The 17,188-nt window shown below is 35.7% G+C and carries 13 protein-coding genes; 1 reads left to right on the forward strand and 12 read right to left on the reverse strand.

The window, feature by feature from the left end; all coding sequences use genetic code 11:
• Positions 1-94: 94 nt before the first annotated feature.
• From hslO to pth, 11 genes are all read right to left on the reverse strand, one after another.
• Positions 95-976: an Hsp33 family molecular chaperone HslO gene (gene hslO, locus NST49_RS02155; RefSeq protein WP_187948865.1), complete on the reverse strand. Its 882-nt coding sequence runs from the start codon at positions 974-976 to the stop codon at positions 95-97.
• 95 nt (positions 977-1,071) lie between these two features.
• On the reverse strand, positions 1,072-3,234 hold the full coding sequence (gene ftsH, locus NST49_RS02160; protein WP_023176653.1) for an ATP-dependent zinc metalloprotease FtsH: 2,163 nt from the start codon (positions 3,232-3,234) through the stop codon (positions 1,072-1,074).
• A 104-nt stretch (positions 3,235-3,338) separates the two neighbouring features.
• The gene (gene hpt, locus NST49_RS02165) at positions 3,339-3,884 is read right to left on the reverse strand and encodes a hypoxanthine phosphoribosyltransferase (RefSeq protein ID WP_187948871.1); all 546 of its coding nucleotides are present in this window, start codon (positions 3,882-3,884) and stop codon (positions 3,339-3,341) included.
• A 29-nt stretch (positions 3,885-3,913) separates the two neighbouring features.
• Positions 3,914-5,320, reverse strand: coding sequence for a tRNA lysidine(34) synthetase TilS (gene tilS / locus NST49_RS02170; RefSeq protein ID WP_341046786.1), 1,407 nt, complete (start codon positions 5,318-5,320; stop codon positions 3,914-3,916).
• A gap of 115 nt (positions 5,321-5,435) precedes the next feature.
• The gene (locus tag NST49_RS02175) at positions 5,436-5,930 is read right to left on the reverse strand and encodes a S1 domain-containing RNA-binding protein (protein WP_341046788.1); all 495 of its coding nucleotides are present in this window, start codon (positions 5,928-5,930) and stop codon (positions 5,436-5,438) included.
• A gap of 122 nt (positions 5,931-6,052) precedes the next feature.
• Positions 6,053-6,469: an FtsB family cell division protein gene (locus tag NST49_RS02180; protein ID WP_023176648.1), complete on the reverse strand. Its 417-nt coding sequence runs from the start codon at positions 6,467-6,469 to the stop codon at positions 6,053-6,055.
• Between the two features lie 117 nt (positions 6,470-6,586).
• The gene (locus NST49_RS02185) at positions 6,587-6,856 is read right to left on the reverse strand and encodes an RNA-binding S4 domain-containing protein (RefSeq protein ID WP_341046789.1); all 270 of its coding nucleotides are present in this window, start codon (positions 6,854-6,856) and stop codon (positions 6,587-6,589) included.
• Positions 6,853-7,908 (reverse strand): MazG nucleotide pyrophosphohydrolase domain-containing protein, encoded by a 1,056-nt coding sequence (locus tag NST49_RS02190; protein WP_341046791.1) that lies wholly within the window; start codon positions 7,906-7,908, stop codon positions 6,853-6,855. The genes NST49_RS02185 and NST49_RS02190 overlap by 4 nt, the downstream gene beginning before the upstream one ends.
• Before the next feature lie 10 nt (positions 7,909-7,918).
• On the reverse strand, positions 7,919-9,508 hold the full coding sequence (locus NST49_RS02195) for a putative polysaccharide biosynthesis protein (RefSeq protein WP_023176642.1): 1,590 nt from the start codon (positions 9,506-9,508) through the stop codon (positions 7,919-7,921).
• A gap of 37 nt (positions 9,509-9,545) precedes the next feature.
• Positions 9,546-13,088, reverse strand: a complete 3,543-nt coding sequence (gene mfd / locus NST49_RS02200; protein ID WP_341046795.1) for a transcription-repair coupling factor — start codon at positions 13,086-13,088, stop codon at positions 9,546-9,548.
• 126 nt (positions 13,089-13,214) lie between these two features.
• Entirely contained in the window at positions 13,215-13,790 is a 576-nt protein-coding gene (gene pth / locus NST49_RS02205; protein ID WP_251166252.1) for an aminoacyl-tRNA hydrolase, read from the reverse strand.
• A 530-nt stretch (positions 13,791-14,320) separates the two neighbouring features.
• Between pth and NST49_RS02210 the strand changes: the two genes are divergently transcribed.
• Positions 14,321-15,295, forward strand: a complete 975-nt coding sequence (locus tag NST49_RS02210) for an L-lactate dehydrogenase (RefSeq protein WP_251166251.1) — start codon at positions 14,321-14,323, stop codon at positions 15,293-15,295.
• A 76-nt stretch (positions 15,296-15,371) separates the two neighbouring features.
• On the opposite strand, the gene NST49_RS02215 is transcribed toward NST49_RS02210, so the two are convergent.
• Positions 15,372-16,712: a M20 family metallopeptidase gene (locus tag NST49_RS02215; protein ID WP_341046797.1), complete on the reverse strand. Its 1,341-nt coding sequence runs from the start codon at positions 16,710-16,712 to the stop codon at positions 15,372-15,374.
• Between the last annotated feature and the right edge of the window lie 476 nt (positions 16,713-17,188).

Here is a 17,188-nt window from a genome sequence, read left to right on the forward strand (position 1 = left end):
TGATTCTCATAATAGGTTTACTCATAAAACATCGACCTAAAAAAATAAAAGCTTTGAACAATTGATTTTTCAACCAACTACTCAAAGCCTTTCTTTAAACTTTTGAACTTTCTTTTAGCGCTTCTAATTCTTCTACAGTATAGTTATAGTTATTGCCACAAAAATGACAACTCGCCTCTGCACCTTGATCTTCAGTGATCATATCATCGATTTCTTTTTCTCCTAAAGCAATAATTGCTCTAGAAAAACGATCTTTTGAGCAATCACAGTTAAAAGCTACTGGTGATTTTTCTAAAATTTTAGCATTTCCTTTACCTACTAAACGTTCTAGTATTTCTTCTGGCTTTTCACCATTTTCCATTAATTGAGATACCATCGGAATAGATGCAATACTTTGTTCTAGCTTAGTAATGGTTTCGTCTGTTGCACCGGGCATAACTTGAATCATGAATCCGCCAGCTGTTTTGATAGTATCATCAGTATCTACAAGAACACTTAATCCAAATGCTGAAGGAGTTTGCTCAGAAGTAGCCATATAATAAGTGAAATCTTCTCCCAATTCTCCACTAACCAATGGTACTTGTCCTGAAAAAGTATCTTTCATCCCAAGATCTTTTGTTACAGTCAAGCTGCCTTGTGTTCCCACTGCTCCGCGAACATCAATTTTCCCAAGATCATTCGGTGGCAAACTCACTTTTGGATTGGCAATATATCCTTTTACTTCACCTTTTCCGTTACTGTCTACAATGATGTGTCCAACCGGACCATCGCCTTCAATTTTAACGGTGATTTTTTCATTACCTTTTAAAGTAGCTCCTAACAATAAGGCTCCAATCATCGTGCGCCCTAAAGCTGCTGAGGATGCACTCCATGTATCATGTCTTTGTTGTGCTTCTCTCACTGTTTCTGTTGCATCAATTGTATACACTCGTACTTGTCCATCAAAACAAATACTTTTTAATAAATAATCTGACATTTATTTCGCTCCTTTAATAATTCTTTGATTTAAATTGAGTACAAAAGAGGGACGCAACAGTGTCGCATCCCTCTTTTAATTTTGTGTTTGTTAGATTACGAACGTTTTGAAGAATCATCAGATTTGTCTTCATCATTATGATTAAGATCTTCATCTGTACCTAATTCTTTTTTCACTTCTTCAACGATATCTTTATCATCGTCTTGAACAGAATGTTTAGCTTTCGCTTCTTCTTCTTGCTCTTTTTTTAGACGCGCTGCTTCTTTAGCCTCACGAGCTTTTTTCACTTCTTCAAAAGAAGATCCTTCTGATTCATGTGGAAATTCTTCAGTAGCTGCATCAGGAGCTACTGGCATTTCACCTGTTTCAAATAAGCTCTTGATAGTACGTTCGTCTAATGTTTCGATCTCAAGAAGTTTTTCAGCAATCAATTTATGCTCTGCTTTGTACTCTTCTAAGATTCTACGAGCTTCAGTATGAGCTTCAGTAATGATACGACGAACTTCTTGGTCGATTTCATAAGCAATTTGTTCAGAGTAAGCTTTTGTTTGACCATAATCGCGACCTACAAATACTTGATGGTTTCCTTCGTATTGAACGGGACCTAATTTGTCACTCATACCATATTCAGTAACCATACTACGAGCTAATTGAGTCGCTTGTTGAAAGTCGTTGCTTGCTCCAGATGATTGAGAGTTAAATACCATCTCTTCAGCTACACGTCCACCTAACAAACCAACAATTTGTTCAAACATTTCTTTTTTAGTCATTAAGAAACGATCTTCTTTAGGAAGCATGATTGCGTATCCGCCAGCTTTCCCACGAGGGACGATCGTAACTTTGTGAACGATACGTGCATCATTTAGAACCATTCCAACAATTGTGTGTCCAGATTCATGGTAAGCAACCATTGCACGTTCTGTTTTACTAATAACACGGTCTTTTTTAGCTGGACCAGCAATAACGCGGTCTTGAGCTTCATCAAGATCTAATGCATCAATTTCTTTTTTATTGCGACGAGCTGCTACTAAGGCAGCTTCATTTAATACATTTTCTAAATCTGCTCCGGAGAAACCTGGAGTTTGTCTTGCTACAACTGCTAAGTCAACATCAGGTGCTAAAGGTTTGTTTTTCGCATGAACTTTTAAGATGGCTTCACGACCCTTAACATCAGGACGTCCTACTAAAATTTGACGGTCAAAACGACCTGGACGTAACAATGCTGGATCTAAGACATCGGAACGGTTTGTAGCAGCAATGACGATAACTCCTTCATTTCCGGCAAAACCATCCATTTCTACTAATAATTGATTTAATGTTTGCTCACGTTCATCGTGTCCGCCACCCATTCCGGCTCCACGTTGACGACCAACAGCATCAATTTCATCAATAAAGATAATCGCTGGAGCAGCTTTTTTAGCGTTTTCGAACAAGTCACGAACACGGCTTGCACCGACCCCAACAAACATTTCAACAAATTCTGAACCAGAGATCGAGAAGAAAGGTACTCCTGCTTCACCGGCAACTGCTTTTGCAAGCAATGTTTTACCCGTTCCTGGAGGTCCCTCTAACAAGACACCTGCTGGAATACGTGCTCCAAGTGCTGCAAAACGTCTTGGATCTTTCAAGAACTCAACCACTTCAACTAATTCTTCTTTCTCTTCATCAGCTCCTGCTACATCAGAGAAACGAACTTTGCTAGCTTTGCTGTCTGCTTCTTTAGCTTTTGATTTGCCAAAATTCATGACACCTCGTCCGCCTTGGCCACCACCACCTTGACCACTTTGTCCCATCATCATGTAGATAAAGAAGACAAAAATAACTAACGGCAATACTGAAATCAACAACGTAACCCATATACCAGTTGTTTCTTCCTGTTGAGGTGTGTATTTAACATTTTTTTCGTTTGCTAATGTTGTAATTTCTTGTACAGAGGAATCATTTTGCAAGACTGCTGTAGTAAATGTTGTACTACTTGTATCTGTTGTGCCAAAAATATCGATACTTTGGCTAGAACTTTCCTCTTCAGCTTTTTCTTGTTCTTCACGGTATTCACCCGTGATTTGGTAAACTCCAGCATTTGGCTGAATTGTAAATGATTTGATTTTATTATCTTCTAATTGCGCTACGAATTCACTAGCTGAAAGGTTTGTATTCTCTTGCCCTGAGTTTCCACCTGTTGCCCAAGTTACAATTCCTATAATGACTAAGAAAACGATCGCATAGAAGAACCCGTTTTTAAAGAGTCCTTTTTTCATTGTGCCCTCCTTCTACAAACAAACTTTTTAAGTTCTATTCTGTATTTTATTATAAATGATGCTTGATTTTATATATTGTACCACATTTGACCAACATTGACCATTTATTTCTCTTCGTAAATTTCAGGTTTTAAAACTCCGATGTAAGGCAAGTTACGATATCTTTCAGCATAATCCAAACCATACCCAACAACAAATTCATTAGGAACTAAAAAGCCAACATAATCAGCTTTAATATCCACAACACGTCCTTCAGGTTTATCCAATAACGTGACAATTTTAACTGAACGAGCTTTACGGTATTTGAACATATCAATCAAGTAATTCAATGTACGTCCACTGTCAATAATATCTTCTACTAACAATAAATCGCGGCCCTCTACATTTGTGTTTAGATCTTTAACAATTTTAACTTCTCCTGAAGAAACTGTTCCGTTTCCATAACTTGAAACGTCCATAAAGTCCATTTCTAGATAAATATCCATTTCTTTTACTAAATCAGATAAAAACGGCATTGCTCCTTTTAAGATTCCAACCACTAAAGGATTTTTGTCTTGATAATCTTCTGTTAACTGTTTGCCTAATTCTACTGTTTTTTCAGCTAATTCTTGTTTTGAAAAAAGCACACGTTCAATATCATTTTTCATTATTTAAGTTCTCCTTTTCATTACCTATACTCTTAATTATTTTCATAAATGAGTATGTAATGTATTTTATCAGTTTCTGGCACAATAGACAATCTTGATTCCTTATATTCTACTAACCAAATGATTTCTCCCCTGCTATCCGCTACTATAATAGCTTCTTCACGTTTATCATACGGGATTTTTTGATCAATAAACAAATCTTTAATTTTTTTGCTCCCAGTTTCTAGTCCTTTTAACGTCATTCGATCTCCCGCTTTTCGATTTCTGACTTGCAGCGGAAGACTGATACTAGAAGGGTTTAACCATATAACTTGGGCATCTTTATTTTTAATAGTCAATGCTTGATCAGCTTCGAATAATCCTATTCGAGCTCCTGTAGGCAATTGTATCCATTTCCCTAAATTCAAGGAAAGTTCTTGCTCTATTTTTTTTGTATTAACTTCCAATTTGGCTGTTCTTTTAAAAAAATAAAGTTTTTGATAAGATTTCTGACCTACCCAATTTCCAGGCAAATCTACCTGACTATTTGGCTTGATACTTTCTATTAAATGGATCATTTGTATTTGGTGCTTTCTTCCAACAGGATGAACTTCTGTCTCGAATACTTGATTAAATAAAAGTTGCATAACTTGACGCCTCATAGCCGGTTCAAAGGTTAAAAACAACGGAATATCCAATTCCCATTTGTTAATACCTTTTTGAATGCAGACATTTGCTGTATTTCTTTTGATATCTTTTTCAGCTAACTGAATCAAATCTAATAAATCAGATGAGAAATCAGAAAAATGGGTCAGCACTTGAGCGTTTTCTTTCTTTAGCAATGGAACGATTTGGTGCCTGTATCGATTTCTCGTGTAATCTAAACTTTTATTTGTTTCATCTTCAAAAAAGGATAATGCTTGTTCTTGACTATAATAGTAGATACTTTCCTTATCATAATCTAATAACGGACGAATCAATTGTTTCCCGTGAAATACTCGTTGCTTTTTTATTCCTGAAATACTTTCTAATTGACCTCCGCGAACCAATCTCATCAAAATAGTTTCTGCTTGGTCATCCCTATGATGTCCCGTAAGCAGATGAGTCGCTTGTTGTTCTTCTAGCATTTCATGAAAAAAAGTATACCTGAATTCTCTGGCAGCTGCTTCTACTCCTTCAGCAGGATGAGTATCTATATCCCACTTTCTTGAAAAAAAAGGGATATTTTTTTTGATACAATACTCAAAAATAAAGTGTTCTTCTTCTATAGAAGCCTTTCTCAATTCGTGATTTACATGGAGAACTCCAAACCAAGGTCGAAGGGAGCTTGGCAACCGTTGAATCAAGTCTAACAGCACCATAGAATCTACCCCACCAGATACAGCCAGCAGCAAACGATCTGTCGTATTCCAATAGAGATTGTTTTGGCATTTCTCTAAAAACTCAGCATACATATCCATTTTAACTGCTCCTTTACATTAATTCTGGTTATTCTACCCTTGCCTGTTGAGGGATTCACTATTATTTGTTACAACATAAAAAAGGATAAGTTTCCTTATCCTTTCACCTTATTTTTTAGTTACGACGTCCGCCGCGTCCGCCACGTTTGCCTTCTGTATTGCGCTTAAGAGAAGTTAATCGATCGTCACTATCTTTTAAGAATGAGCTCATCAAAGAATCGAAGTCTTCTTTCTTCGGTCCTGCGTTTCTTGCTCCACGATCAATTTTTTGGTAACCACTGCTGCTACGACCACTACTATTAGTGCTATTGCTATCGCGACGACCTTGATAACTGCTGGTTCTTTCGCGAACAGGTGCAGCTGGTTCAGCTGGTTTATCTACCGCACGTCTAATTGAAAGACCAATCTTACCGTCATCTCCAATGGACATTACTTTAACAGTAACTTGTTCTCCTACTTTTAACACGTCTTTGATATCTTTAATAAAGCTATCTGAAACTTCACTAATATGAACTAAACCTGTTTTTCTATCACCTAAATCGATGAACGCACCAAAATTCGTAATTCCTGAAACTGTACCTGTAACTTTTTCTCCAACTTCAATTGACATATAAAATTGCTTCCTCCTTAAAACTTGTACGGTTATTATACCATGATATCTTGTGACATAAAACGATTATTTAATTTTATAAACTTAAATTTAAAGCAATGATTTAACTTATACCTATTAATCTACTCTTTTTCAGAGTCATTCGGTTTTTCAATACCATTTGCTGCATTATCTTCTGGCAGACTAAAAATAATTTCATTATCTTCAGATAAATAATACTGACTCCGTGCTACTTTAGCAATGTATTCTTCATTTTCTAATTTTCTGATTTGATTATTTAAATCTTCTTGTTCTTTTTCAACTAACTTTAATTCAGTTTGAGCTTCTTCTTTTTCTACTTCCATTTGAGAAATGGTTTGAGTATTTGTCCATATATTGATGGCAAATCCTGATACGAAGAAAACGCTGACAGCAAGTATGACTGTGATTCTTCTACGCATGTAGCGTTTATGCTTACGCTCTCGAAGAACTTGAAGTGTTTTATTATGGGTATACTCGTTAGTTAATTTAGCAATATTCGTTGTGTTTTCTTTCTTCATAATAAACGCTCACCTTCTATTCCCACATTATAAAATGATTATAGCAAGAAAGCAGTTACTTTGTCTATATATCAGCTAAAATCAACTAAACTATTTATACTTTTCTGTGTTCTATATTTAATTAGTTGGTTCTTCTTTATAGGTCTCACTTACTATACTAAACATATCTTTTGATTCTTCTTTTTTAGTTGTCTCAACGATTTTATCAATTTTAACTACTAACGTTTTATTTCCAAAAGCTATAGTTAACTCATCGCCTACCTTAACAACAGAAGAAGATTTAGCTGGTATGCCATTGATTTGAATACGGCCTTTATCTGCTACTTCTTTTGCAATCGTACGGCGTTTGATGATTCGGGATACTTTTAAAAATTTGTCTAGTCTCATTCGTTGTTCCTCTTTTCTTCAGCTTTTATTTTTTGCCAAATTGCGTCGACTTCCTCTGGTGTTTCTGCTTTAATGCCATCAAAAACATGCGGGTGACGGCGACGAAGCTTCTTATTTAAGGTCTCAATCACTTCTTCAAATGAAAAGTATCCTGACTGCTCGCCAAAGTTTGTGTGGTAGAGTACTTGCATCAAGACATCGCCTAACTCTTCCACCATATTATCAATATCATCATTTTCAACTGCTGCTTTAAATTCTAGTACTTCTTCTTCCATATAAGCAACTAAAGACTCATGGTTTTGTTCTTTTATCCAAGCATCGCCATTTTCTCCTGTAATAGCATCCATATAATGCTGGACAGTCTGAAATGATTTTGTCCGCTCATCTATAGGTAACGGAGGAACATATAACGAGGTCAAATTATGGACACCTTCCATTCGATCCATTTCAAATAATGGCAACCATTCGATTTTTTCTGTTTTACTTCCAGCTTCATGTACCAAAGCTACAAGATGTTCATCGGGATATTTTTCCATTAAGGTTAATTTAACTTCGCTGGCAATGTATTCATTAAATACCTGCATAACAATAATGTGCTGACTGGCTTCTAATTCATCTTGATTCAGATCTAATGCGTCTACTAATTGGAAACCCTCTACTGGATCGATTTTTACCGCTTGAAAAAGATCATCAAGAAAACTTTTTCCGCCTTTGATTTCGATTAAGATACCTTCTTCATTTTCCAACAGCAATTGAACTGATTTTTCAGCTACCATCGGATGTCCTGGAACAGCGTAGATAATATCTTCTTGTCGGGCAGTCTCTAATAGATTTTCCACAATAATTTTATAAACATCTTCAAATTGCTCATTTTCTTCATAAATTGCATCAAAAGATTGAAAAATGATTCCTTCTTTTTCCAAATCACCTACTGCTGGATGTAATTTAGTTCGTAGATACAATGGTTTTTCTTTTTTCAGTAATTGATAGACTCCAAATGGAAGCTGTTCAATATCTCCTGGACCAAGCCCAACTACCTTAATTTTCCCCATTTCATTTTGCCTACTTTCTTAATAATTTTTTACCAAAAGGAAGAGACAGCCATTCACGAAGCGTCAACAAATTACATTTGATTATCATTCGTAAAAAAGCACCAACCCCTATGACTGCACCTACTAATGTATACCCAAAAGCAGCTAAACGACTTTCTTCAATCAGAGCATTTTGTCCAATTAATTGCATGATCACCCATACTATAATAGCCATTACACCACAACTTAGCACTAATTTCCAACCGAAGTTATTCTTTAATAAACTTTCTTTTAATTCTTTTGGTGAATTAAACCACATGACTAATAGAATAACGAATAAACTCACTATAGTAGCTCCACTTGAACCAAGTGTTCCATACTTCTCAACAAACCATTCATTCAGTACTATCTTTATCCCTAGCCCAATCATTAAACTCACTAAAGCATTTTGGTGCTTGTTTTGACTTTGAAAAATAGCATTATATGCTCCAATTAAAGAAGTTAACAGAATAGAGACACTATAAAGACTTAACACCATATTTCCGTCGGTGTCACCAAATAACGTGAGATTTAAATACGGCATCAACATGATGATTCCAGTAGTGGCAGGCATAGCAAATGTTGCAGTAATACGCATCAAAGATTGTGCTGTGCGAAAAAAGGCTGCTTTATTATTTTGTGCAAAAGATTTACTCAACAAAGGAATCAAACTAGCTGAGAAAGCTGTGGCTACTACCATACCTAGTTGAACTAATGGTTGTCCACGGTCGTAGATCCCTTTGATATTTTTTGCTTCAAACGTGCTCAATCCCTTTTCTAGCAATCCGTTATACAAAGTGAAAGAATCAATCAATTGCATAAGAATCAATAAAGCACTCAGCAAACACATTGTGACACCTTCTGTAAAAAAACGTTTTGCGATCGTTTTATAACTCAACGTTTCATTTAAAGAAGGTAGAGGTTTTGAATTTTGCCTTAAGTTTGTTTTTTGTTGTTTGTAAAGAGCTATACCTAAGATGAAACAGGCTACTAAACCAGCTGCCCATGAACTGCTCATTGCAGCTGTTCCCATTTGGTATTCATCCCATTGATTCCGTGTATACAAATAAGCCACTATCAAGATTACAGCCACCCGCGCAAATTGTTCCCCCACTTGAGAAACAGCTGTCGGCAACATTCGAAAGGTGCCTTGAAAGTACCCTCGACTGGTGGCTAAAAATGGAATAAGTAAGAATAACCATGAAACAGTTTGGATAATAGGCTCTAATTTAACATCACCCATCCAAGTGGCAATTAGAGAGGCTGAAAAATAAATACTTAAAAAGAATACTCCTGAAAAAATACTCAACAACACAAATGATTTTTTTAAAAGATTTTTTCTTTCATGCGTTGTAGACGTTTCAGCAACTAACTTTGATAAGAAAATAGGAAAGCCGCTCAATGCTACCGTCATGGCAATTCCATAAATAGGGTAGATCTGTTGGTATACATAAAAACCTGAATTTCCGACCATATTCTGAAAAGGTACTCGATAAACAGCACTTAAAATTTTAGCAATAAACGCTGCGACTGAAAGAATAACGGCCCCATTCATCATTTTTTTCATTTGTTGATTTTCCATTTCTTTTGCCCTCGCTTATCTTACCTGATTCAATTCTTTAATTTTCAGATAACTTGGATGAGTCCGCTTCTTTAGTGCGATAGTCTACAATGTTTTGTGCAAACTTTTGAATGTATCCCAACCATTGATATGTTGGTTCTTTTTTCAATTGCAGTGTAACAATCAACCGATCTTTTTTCACAGCTACATTTGCTCTTAAAGGTACTTCGCTTAACGATCTGAATACTTCTTCTGCAGGCAGCGACTGAGTACCTATAACAGAAAATATCAACTCAACTTCTTCACCTGTCCGTTTTACTGTCTCTATCAATGCACGTTCGCCATACATTTTGATTAATCCAATCGTTAATAAGTCTGCTACTTCATCCGCATACTCCCCAAAACGATCAATTAAGTCATCCTGTAATTCAACATACTGTTCGTGAGATCTCAATTCTCGGATACGTTTGTAAATTTCAATTTTTTGACGTTCATCTTCTATATACGTACCTGGTAAATACGCATTGATTCCTAAATCAATTTCCACTTGCGTTTTTTCTTCTTTTGCATCCATTCCTCGTTTGCGAGCTACTGCTTCACTTAACATTTCAGAATACAAATCAAATCCAACTGAATCAATAAATCCATGCTGCTGAGACCCTAATAAGTTCCCTGCTCCCCGAATCGACAAATCACGCATGGCGATTTTGAATCCTGAACCTAATTCCGTAAAATCTTTAATGGCTTGCAATCTTTTTTCACTGACTTCATTCAATACTTTATTCGGTTGGTATAAGAAATAAGCATAGGCAACTCGATTGCTTCTCCCAACACGACCTCGTAATTGATACAACTGTGATAAGCCCATATGATCTGCATTTTCAACAAATAATGTATTTACATTTGGCATGTCGACACCTGTTTCAATAATCGTAGTGGTCACCAACATATCGTATTCTCCTTCAATAAATTGGAACAAAGTATTCTCAAGTTGACCTTCTGACATCTGTCCATGTGCATAACCGATCCTTGCATCTGGTATCAGTTGCTGCAACTCATCTACTTTTTTCTCAATCGTAGCTACACGATTGTACAAGTAAAACACTTGACCACCTCGAGCCATTTCTCGTTCAACCGCTTCACGTATAGCGCCTAGATTTTGTTCCATAACGTATGTTTGGACTGGATACCGATTTGCCGGAGGAGTCTCGATAACAGATAAATCACGCACACCCAGCATTGACATATGAAGGGTTCTAGGAATAGGCGTGGCAGTCAATGTCAACACATCAACTTGTGCTTTCAGCTGTTTTAATTTTTCTTTGTGTTTCACACCAAATCGTTGTTCTTCATCAACTATCAATAATCCTAAATCTTGGAATTCGATATCTTTTGATAAGATACGGTGCGTTCCAATAACAATATCGACTTGCCCTTTTTTCAGACCCGCAATGGTTTCAGTTTGTTGTTTCTTTGTTCGGAAACGACTCAGCAAACCGATTTCGATTGGGAAATCAGCAAATCGCTGCAACATCGTTTCATAATGTTGTTGCGCTAAAATTGTCGTCGGCACTAAAAAGGCTGCTTGTTTGCCTTCTTGAACAGCTTTAAATACCGCCCGCATAGCGACTTCTGTTTTCCCATATCCAACATCACCAACAAGCAAGCGGTCCATTGGTTTTTTCTGCTCCATATCGTGTTTAATTTCAGCAGTGCTGCGTAATTGATCATCTGTTTCCGTATAAGGAAACGCATTTTCAAATTCTTCTTGATAGGCATCATCTGGAGAAAAGGCATAGCCTACTTCTTGTTCTCTAGAAGCATACAATTCAATCAATTCATCTGCAATATCTTCAATTTTAGTGGCTACTTTTTTCTTTGTTTTAGCCCATTCTGTTCCACCTAGTTTATTCACTTTAGGCGTTTTTGCTTCAGAAGAAACATATTTTTGCAGCAAATTAAGCTGCGTTACCGGAATAAATAATTTCGCATCATCTTTATAAATAATCGACATGTAATCTTGATAGATACCATTGATTTCAAGAGTTTCCATTCCTGTATATTTCCCGATCCCATGGTTAACATGAACAACGTAATCTCCAGGATTCAGTTCGCTATAGCTTTTTAGTCGTTCCGCATTAGATAACGTTTGACGTCTAGCTGTTTTTTTAGTCACTTTATTAAATAATTCTCGTTCAGTAATGACCACTAATTTATCAGTTGGCATTTCAAAACCTGATTGAACATATCCTTCCACTATTTGAACTTTTTCAAGTTCAAGTCTGCCAGGCTTGACTATTTTACTGTCTATCTCAAAATCTTTGAATATTTGTTGTACTTTTTTAGCACGATCTGCTGTAGGGACTGTAATAATAATAGTATTTTTTTGTTTTATCCAACGATCCATTTCTGTTTTGAATAAAGGCATTTGGCCAAAAAATTGCTGCATATTTCGGTATTGAAAAGCATGTATATGATTGAATCGAGTATTGCCCATGCCTTTTTGGAAAACAGCAAAGTATAAGATCGTATGGTTTAACAGTTTCAACTGATCGCGAAAATTGTTTGAAAAGATTTGGTTTTGCAGAATGCGTCTTTCACTTAATTTACTTGTTACCCACTCAGCTTCTTCTTCGTTTAAACGACGATCGGTATCCATTATTCTAGGGTATTCATCCATCACGACAATACTTTTTTTACTCATATAATCCAACACACTGTTTTTTTCAGGATAAATAAAATCTGTAAACATCGTTAATTCGTCTACGGGTTCCCCTCGTTGAAATGCATCCAAAATTGGCGTTACTTGCTTCATAAAAGTTTGTTTATCTGAGGCATCTTGGATCAAGCCTAAATTTCTTTCAACAGCTTTACTAAATCTTGGTGCTGCAGCTATCAATTGTTCTTTTGTGTAAAGCGTATCCGTTGCAGGAAGAATCGTTACTTTTTCGATAGTCTGAATCGAACGCTGTGTAGCGGCATCAAAATACCGCAATGAATCTACTTCAGTATCAAACAAATCAATTCGGATAGGGAACTCTTCTGTTAAAGAATAAATATCAACAATTCCTCCACGAATACTAAATTCACCTGGACTATTAACCAATTGTTGGCGAGTATACCCCATATCTACTAATCTTTGAGCCAAATTTGTTAGATCAAGTTCCCCGCCTTGTTTAATCGTAAATTTAGCTGCCGTCCAAATATCTTTGGGTGGCAATAATTTACGTACTCCAGCAAGAGGTACAATCACGACACCATATTTATCAGATAATAAAAAATCTAATGTCGCTACTCGTTCTGCACGTGCTTCAGGAGAGGCAACTGCCATTTCTGCATAAAGCATCTCATCGACCGGAAATAGATGTAGTCGATCTTCAGGTACCCAATCTGAAAAATCTTCCATCAATTGATTGGCATGAAATAAATTATGTGTCACTATCACAACCGGTTTTTTCTTTTCTGACACCAGCGTACTCAAAACTAATGTTCTTGCAGATCCCGATAGTCCGGTTACCAATTGAGCTTGATGTTGGTCTACTTGACTTAATAAAGCCCCAACGTCTGGTGTATTAGCTAATAATTTTTTTATATCTCCCACCGTAAGAACTCCTTTTCCCTTTATTTTTTGATTGTAAATCGTTAATGAAATGAATAAAAGAAGCTCAGATTTTTTCTGGGCTTCACTACTTTTTAAAATTTCAATTTCTTTTTAATTTCTAACCATTTATGCATTCTTTTTTTTGTTAAATTGGTTCATGACATCTAGAAACGGATGTCCTTCTATCCAATAATCTAAAGCTGCTACGCTATCTTTTACTGCAATCAGTAATTCTTCATGCTGATTTTTAGGAAAACCACTTAGTACATGTTGAACAACCGTTTGTTTCCCCATAGGACGATCAATTCCAATTCGAATCCGGTTGAAATCTGCTGTATCAATATGTTGAATAATACTTTTGATTCCATTATGTCCTCCTGCACTGCCTTTTTGACGCAAGCGCAATCTTCCAACTGGCAAATCCAAGTCATCATAAACCACAACCAAATCTTCTAATTCTACATTAAAATAATCCATAAGCGGACGTACAGCTCTTCCCGAATCATTCATGAATGTTTGTGGTTTTACTAAAAGTATTTTTTCCGTTCCAATAAAGCCCTCTGCATATACAGCTTCAAATTTTGTTTTATTGAATGCCATATTGTGTTGAACTGCGAATTCATCTAGTGTAATAAAACCAATATTGTGTTTTGTTTCTTTATATTTTGAGCCGGGATTTCCCAAGCCAACAATCATTTTCATTATTTAGTACGCTCCCGTTGGTTGTTTTGCTACTATTTCTATCGTAAAAGACGACTCTTTTTTTTACGCAAAAAAGTGCCGCACGAAAATTTTTTCGTCCAGTAACAATTTCATACAGTATAACACAATTTAGTTGTTTTTTCTCTAAAGTTTAACCTTAACCGACTTCTTCTTCAAAAATTTTTATATCAGATTCTAATCTTTCTATTCCCAAGTTTTCATATCCTTATTACTTTTCATTTTGAATTGACCTACATTAGTTGTATGATAGAAGCAAATGGAGTTTAACTAGTTAAACTGATCATAATTGCAGTCGGCCGAGTACTTTATCTTATTAACAAAATAAAGATGTCCAATTTATCTACGCCTAAAATAGAACTTTTATTCACATGTCAGAAAAATTTTAAGAAAACCTTTGTATCAACATTTACAAACTTTTCATTTATTTTCATTTTTTGATTTACAAAAAGTTTGTTAAGTGTTACACTATCTTTGTTAAGAATATTATTCATAAAGGAGTTTGTTATATTATGACTGAACATGAAATTAAAGATCACCAAAAAGTAATCTTAGTTGGAGACGGAGCTGTTGGATCTAGTTATGCTTTTGCCCTCGTAACCCAAAATATTGCTCAAGAATTAGGTATTATCGATATTAACACGGATAAAACTGAAGGAGACGCTATTGATTTATCAGATGCTTTAGCCTTTACTTCACCTAAAAAAATCTATTCAGCATCTTATAGCGACTGCCATGATGCAGATATAGTTGTGATTACAGCTGGAGCTGCGCAAAAACCTGGCGAAACTCGATTAGACTTAGTACAAAAAAACTTAAAAATATTCAAAAGTCTTGTAGATCAAGTTATGGCTAGTGGTTTTGATGGTATCTTCTTGGTAGCCACAAACCCCGTAGATATTTTGACTTATGCGACTTGGAAATTCTCTGGACTACCTAAAAATAGAGTTATTGGATCAGGTACTTCTTTAGATACTGCTCGTTTCCGTCAAGCAATAGCAGAATTAACTGGCGTTGACACACGTAACGTCCACAGTTACATTTTAGGAGAACATGGAGATACAGAATTCCCTGTATGGTCTCATGCAAATATTGCTGGATTAAGCATCAATGAATGGATCAAAGATAATCCTGAAACAGATGAAAAAGCACTTGTAGATGTATTCTTCAGTGTACGCGATTCAGCCTACAATATCATTCAGAAAAAAGGAGCAACATTCTACGGTATTGCAGTATCCCTTGCTCGTATCACAAAAGCTATCTTTAACGATGAAAATGCTGTGTTGCCTCTATCTGTGTATTTAGATGGTGAATATGGACAAGATGATGTATTCATCGGGGCTCCTGCAATCATTAACCGTCAAGGTATTCAACGTGTCATCGAGATTCCTTTAAATGATTCTGAAATGGATAAAATGAAGTTATCTGCTTCAACATTGAAAAAAGTTACAGCTGATGCCTTTGAAGCTCTAGAAAAAGAACTTTAATTATTAGACAAATAAAAGCAGGATTGGTTTAAAACCAGTCCTGTTTTTATTTTTATAGTGATTCCTAATTATTCAGTTATTTTTCACAGCATAATTGAGCAATCGCTTCAGCATAAATATCCATTGCCAAATATAAATCTTCTAATTTCATTCCTTCATTCTCTTGGTGAGCTAAGCTTTTTCCATTTGGAAAATGGGCACCAAAAGCTACCATGTTAGCCATTTTACGAGCATAGGTTGCTCCGCCACTAGTGCTGGGTTCAGTTAAATCGCCCGTCTTATTTCGATAAATCGTCGTTAATGTTTGAACGAGCTGGCTTTCTTTAGGAACATGCAAGGATGGAACTGCATCATATTCTTGATAGATCAATCCATATTCTTCCGCTACTTTTTCAAGTGTCAAAGCAATATCCTCTATCGTATATTCAACTGGAATTCTAAGATCTAGCATTATTTCAGAACCAGAACCATCTATTTTAATACTACCTACATTAAAAGTCAGCTCACCAGTCAACTCATCTTTGACTTCACCAAAAATACTAAAACCATTTGTTTCTGTAGCGACTTTTTCTGCTAAAAATTTCAACATTGGTTGTGGGTAATGTGCAGCTAAACCACGAGCTAACTGATTGATAGCATTGATCCCCAAACCGGCTGTACTCGCATGAACCGCTTTTCCATTTACAGTGATCGTTTGATTGACCAATTCAAAATCTACTTCTAGTTTTTCAAGAGTTCCTGCAACTTCTGCTGCTTCTTGACCAGTATAACTCGCTTTTCCAGGAACAACATTAGAGGCTTCTCCACAATTCAAACTAAGTTCTTTACTTCCAGGACCTATTAATTTAGCTTGCAGCAATCCTTTTTCTGCATACGTTAATGGAAATACTCCATCTGGAACAAATCCCATTGTTGGAGCTTCTTCATTTAAATTATAATGATCCATACAACGCCAAAGTGTTTCTTCATCTGTACCAAATATAAATCGGATTCGTTTATTAAAGGTTAATCCTGCATCAAGAACTGCTTTAAATGCATATAAGGCAGCAATTGTAGGGCCTTTATCATCTTGACTTCCACGGCCATAAATCACACCATCTTTTACTACTCCTTCAAAAGGATCTGTTTCCCATAACGCTAAATTCCCTTCTGGTACCACATCCAAATGGCAAAGGATACCAACTAGTTCTTCCCCTTGTCCATAATCTGCATAGCCGTAAAAACCCGCTGGATCATGATAGGTGGTCATTCCCAATTCTTCGCAAATCACTAATGCTTCTGTCAAACAATCTTCAATTGCTTTTCCAAATGGAGGAAAGTTGGTTCCATCTGCTGTATTAATAGATGGAATATCGATCAAGCGTTTTAATGCAATTAAACTTTCTTTTTGATGCTTTTCTGTTATCCAGTTTTTCATATAAATACATAGCCACCTTTTATTTTTTGTTATTCAACATATACCTACTTTAAAGGTAAGCTGCTGATTTAAAACTTTTTACTATCATACAAGAATAAACATAAACATACAATATAAAAGCGAATTTAGAATAAACAAACGATTTTATACGTTTTTTAATGAATATATTCATAAACACAGGAATTTATAGAAATTATCAGCTGATTATTTAAACGAACGTACATAGAAGATAATTTCTATTATTAAAGCAAAAAAAGCAATTTTATAGCACCATCGCCATAAAACCGCTTATACCATACAAACAAATAAAGACGTATAGCAATACACTTACTAAAACTATAAAAAAAATTTTTGAATTCTTGTTCATTTGGTTTTTATAATTGATTGCCATGAAATACTCTGGTAATCAAATGACGGTCTGGCACTTGTAAAAGCTCATACGATGCTAAAAAATCAGAATTATTGTAAGCAACTTC

Origin of the sequence: Carnobacterium sp. FSL W8-0810, from assembly GCF_038007125.1 — a bacterium.
Lineage (GTDB): Bacteria > Bacillota > Bacilli > Lactobacillales > Carnobacteriaceae > Carnobacterium_B > Carnobacterium_B inhibens.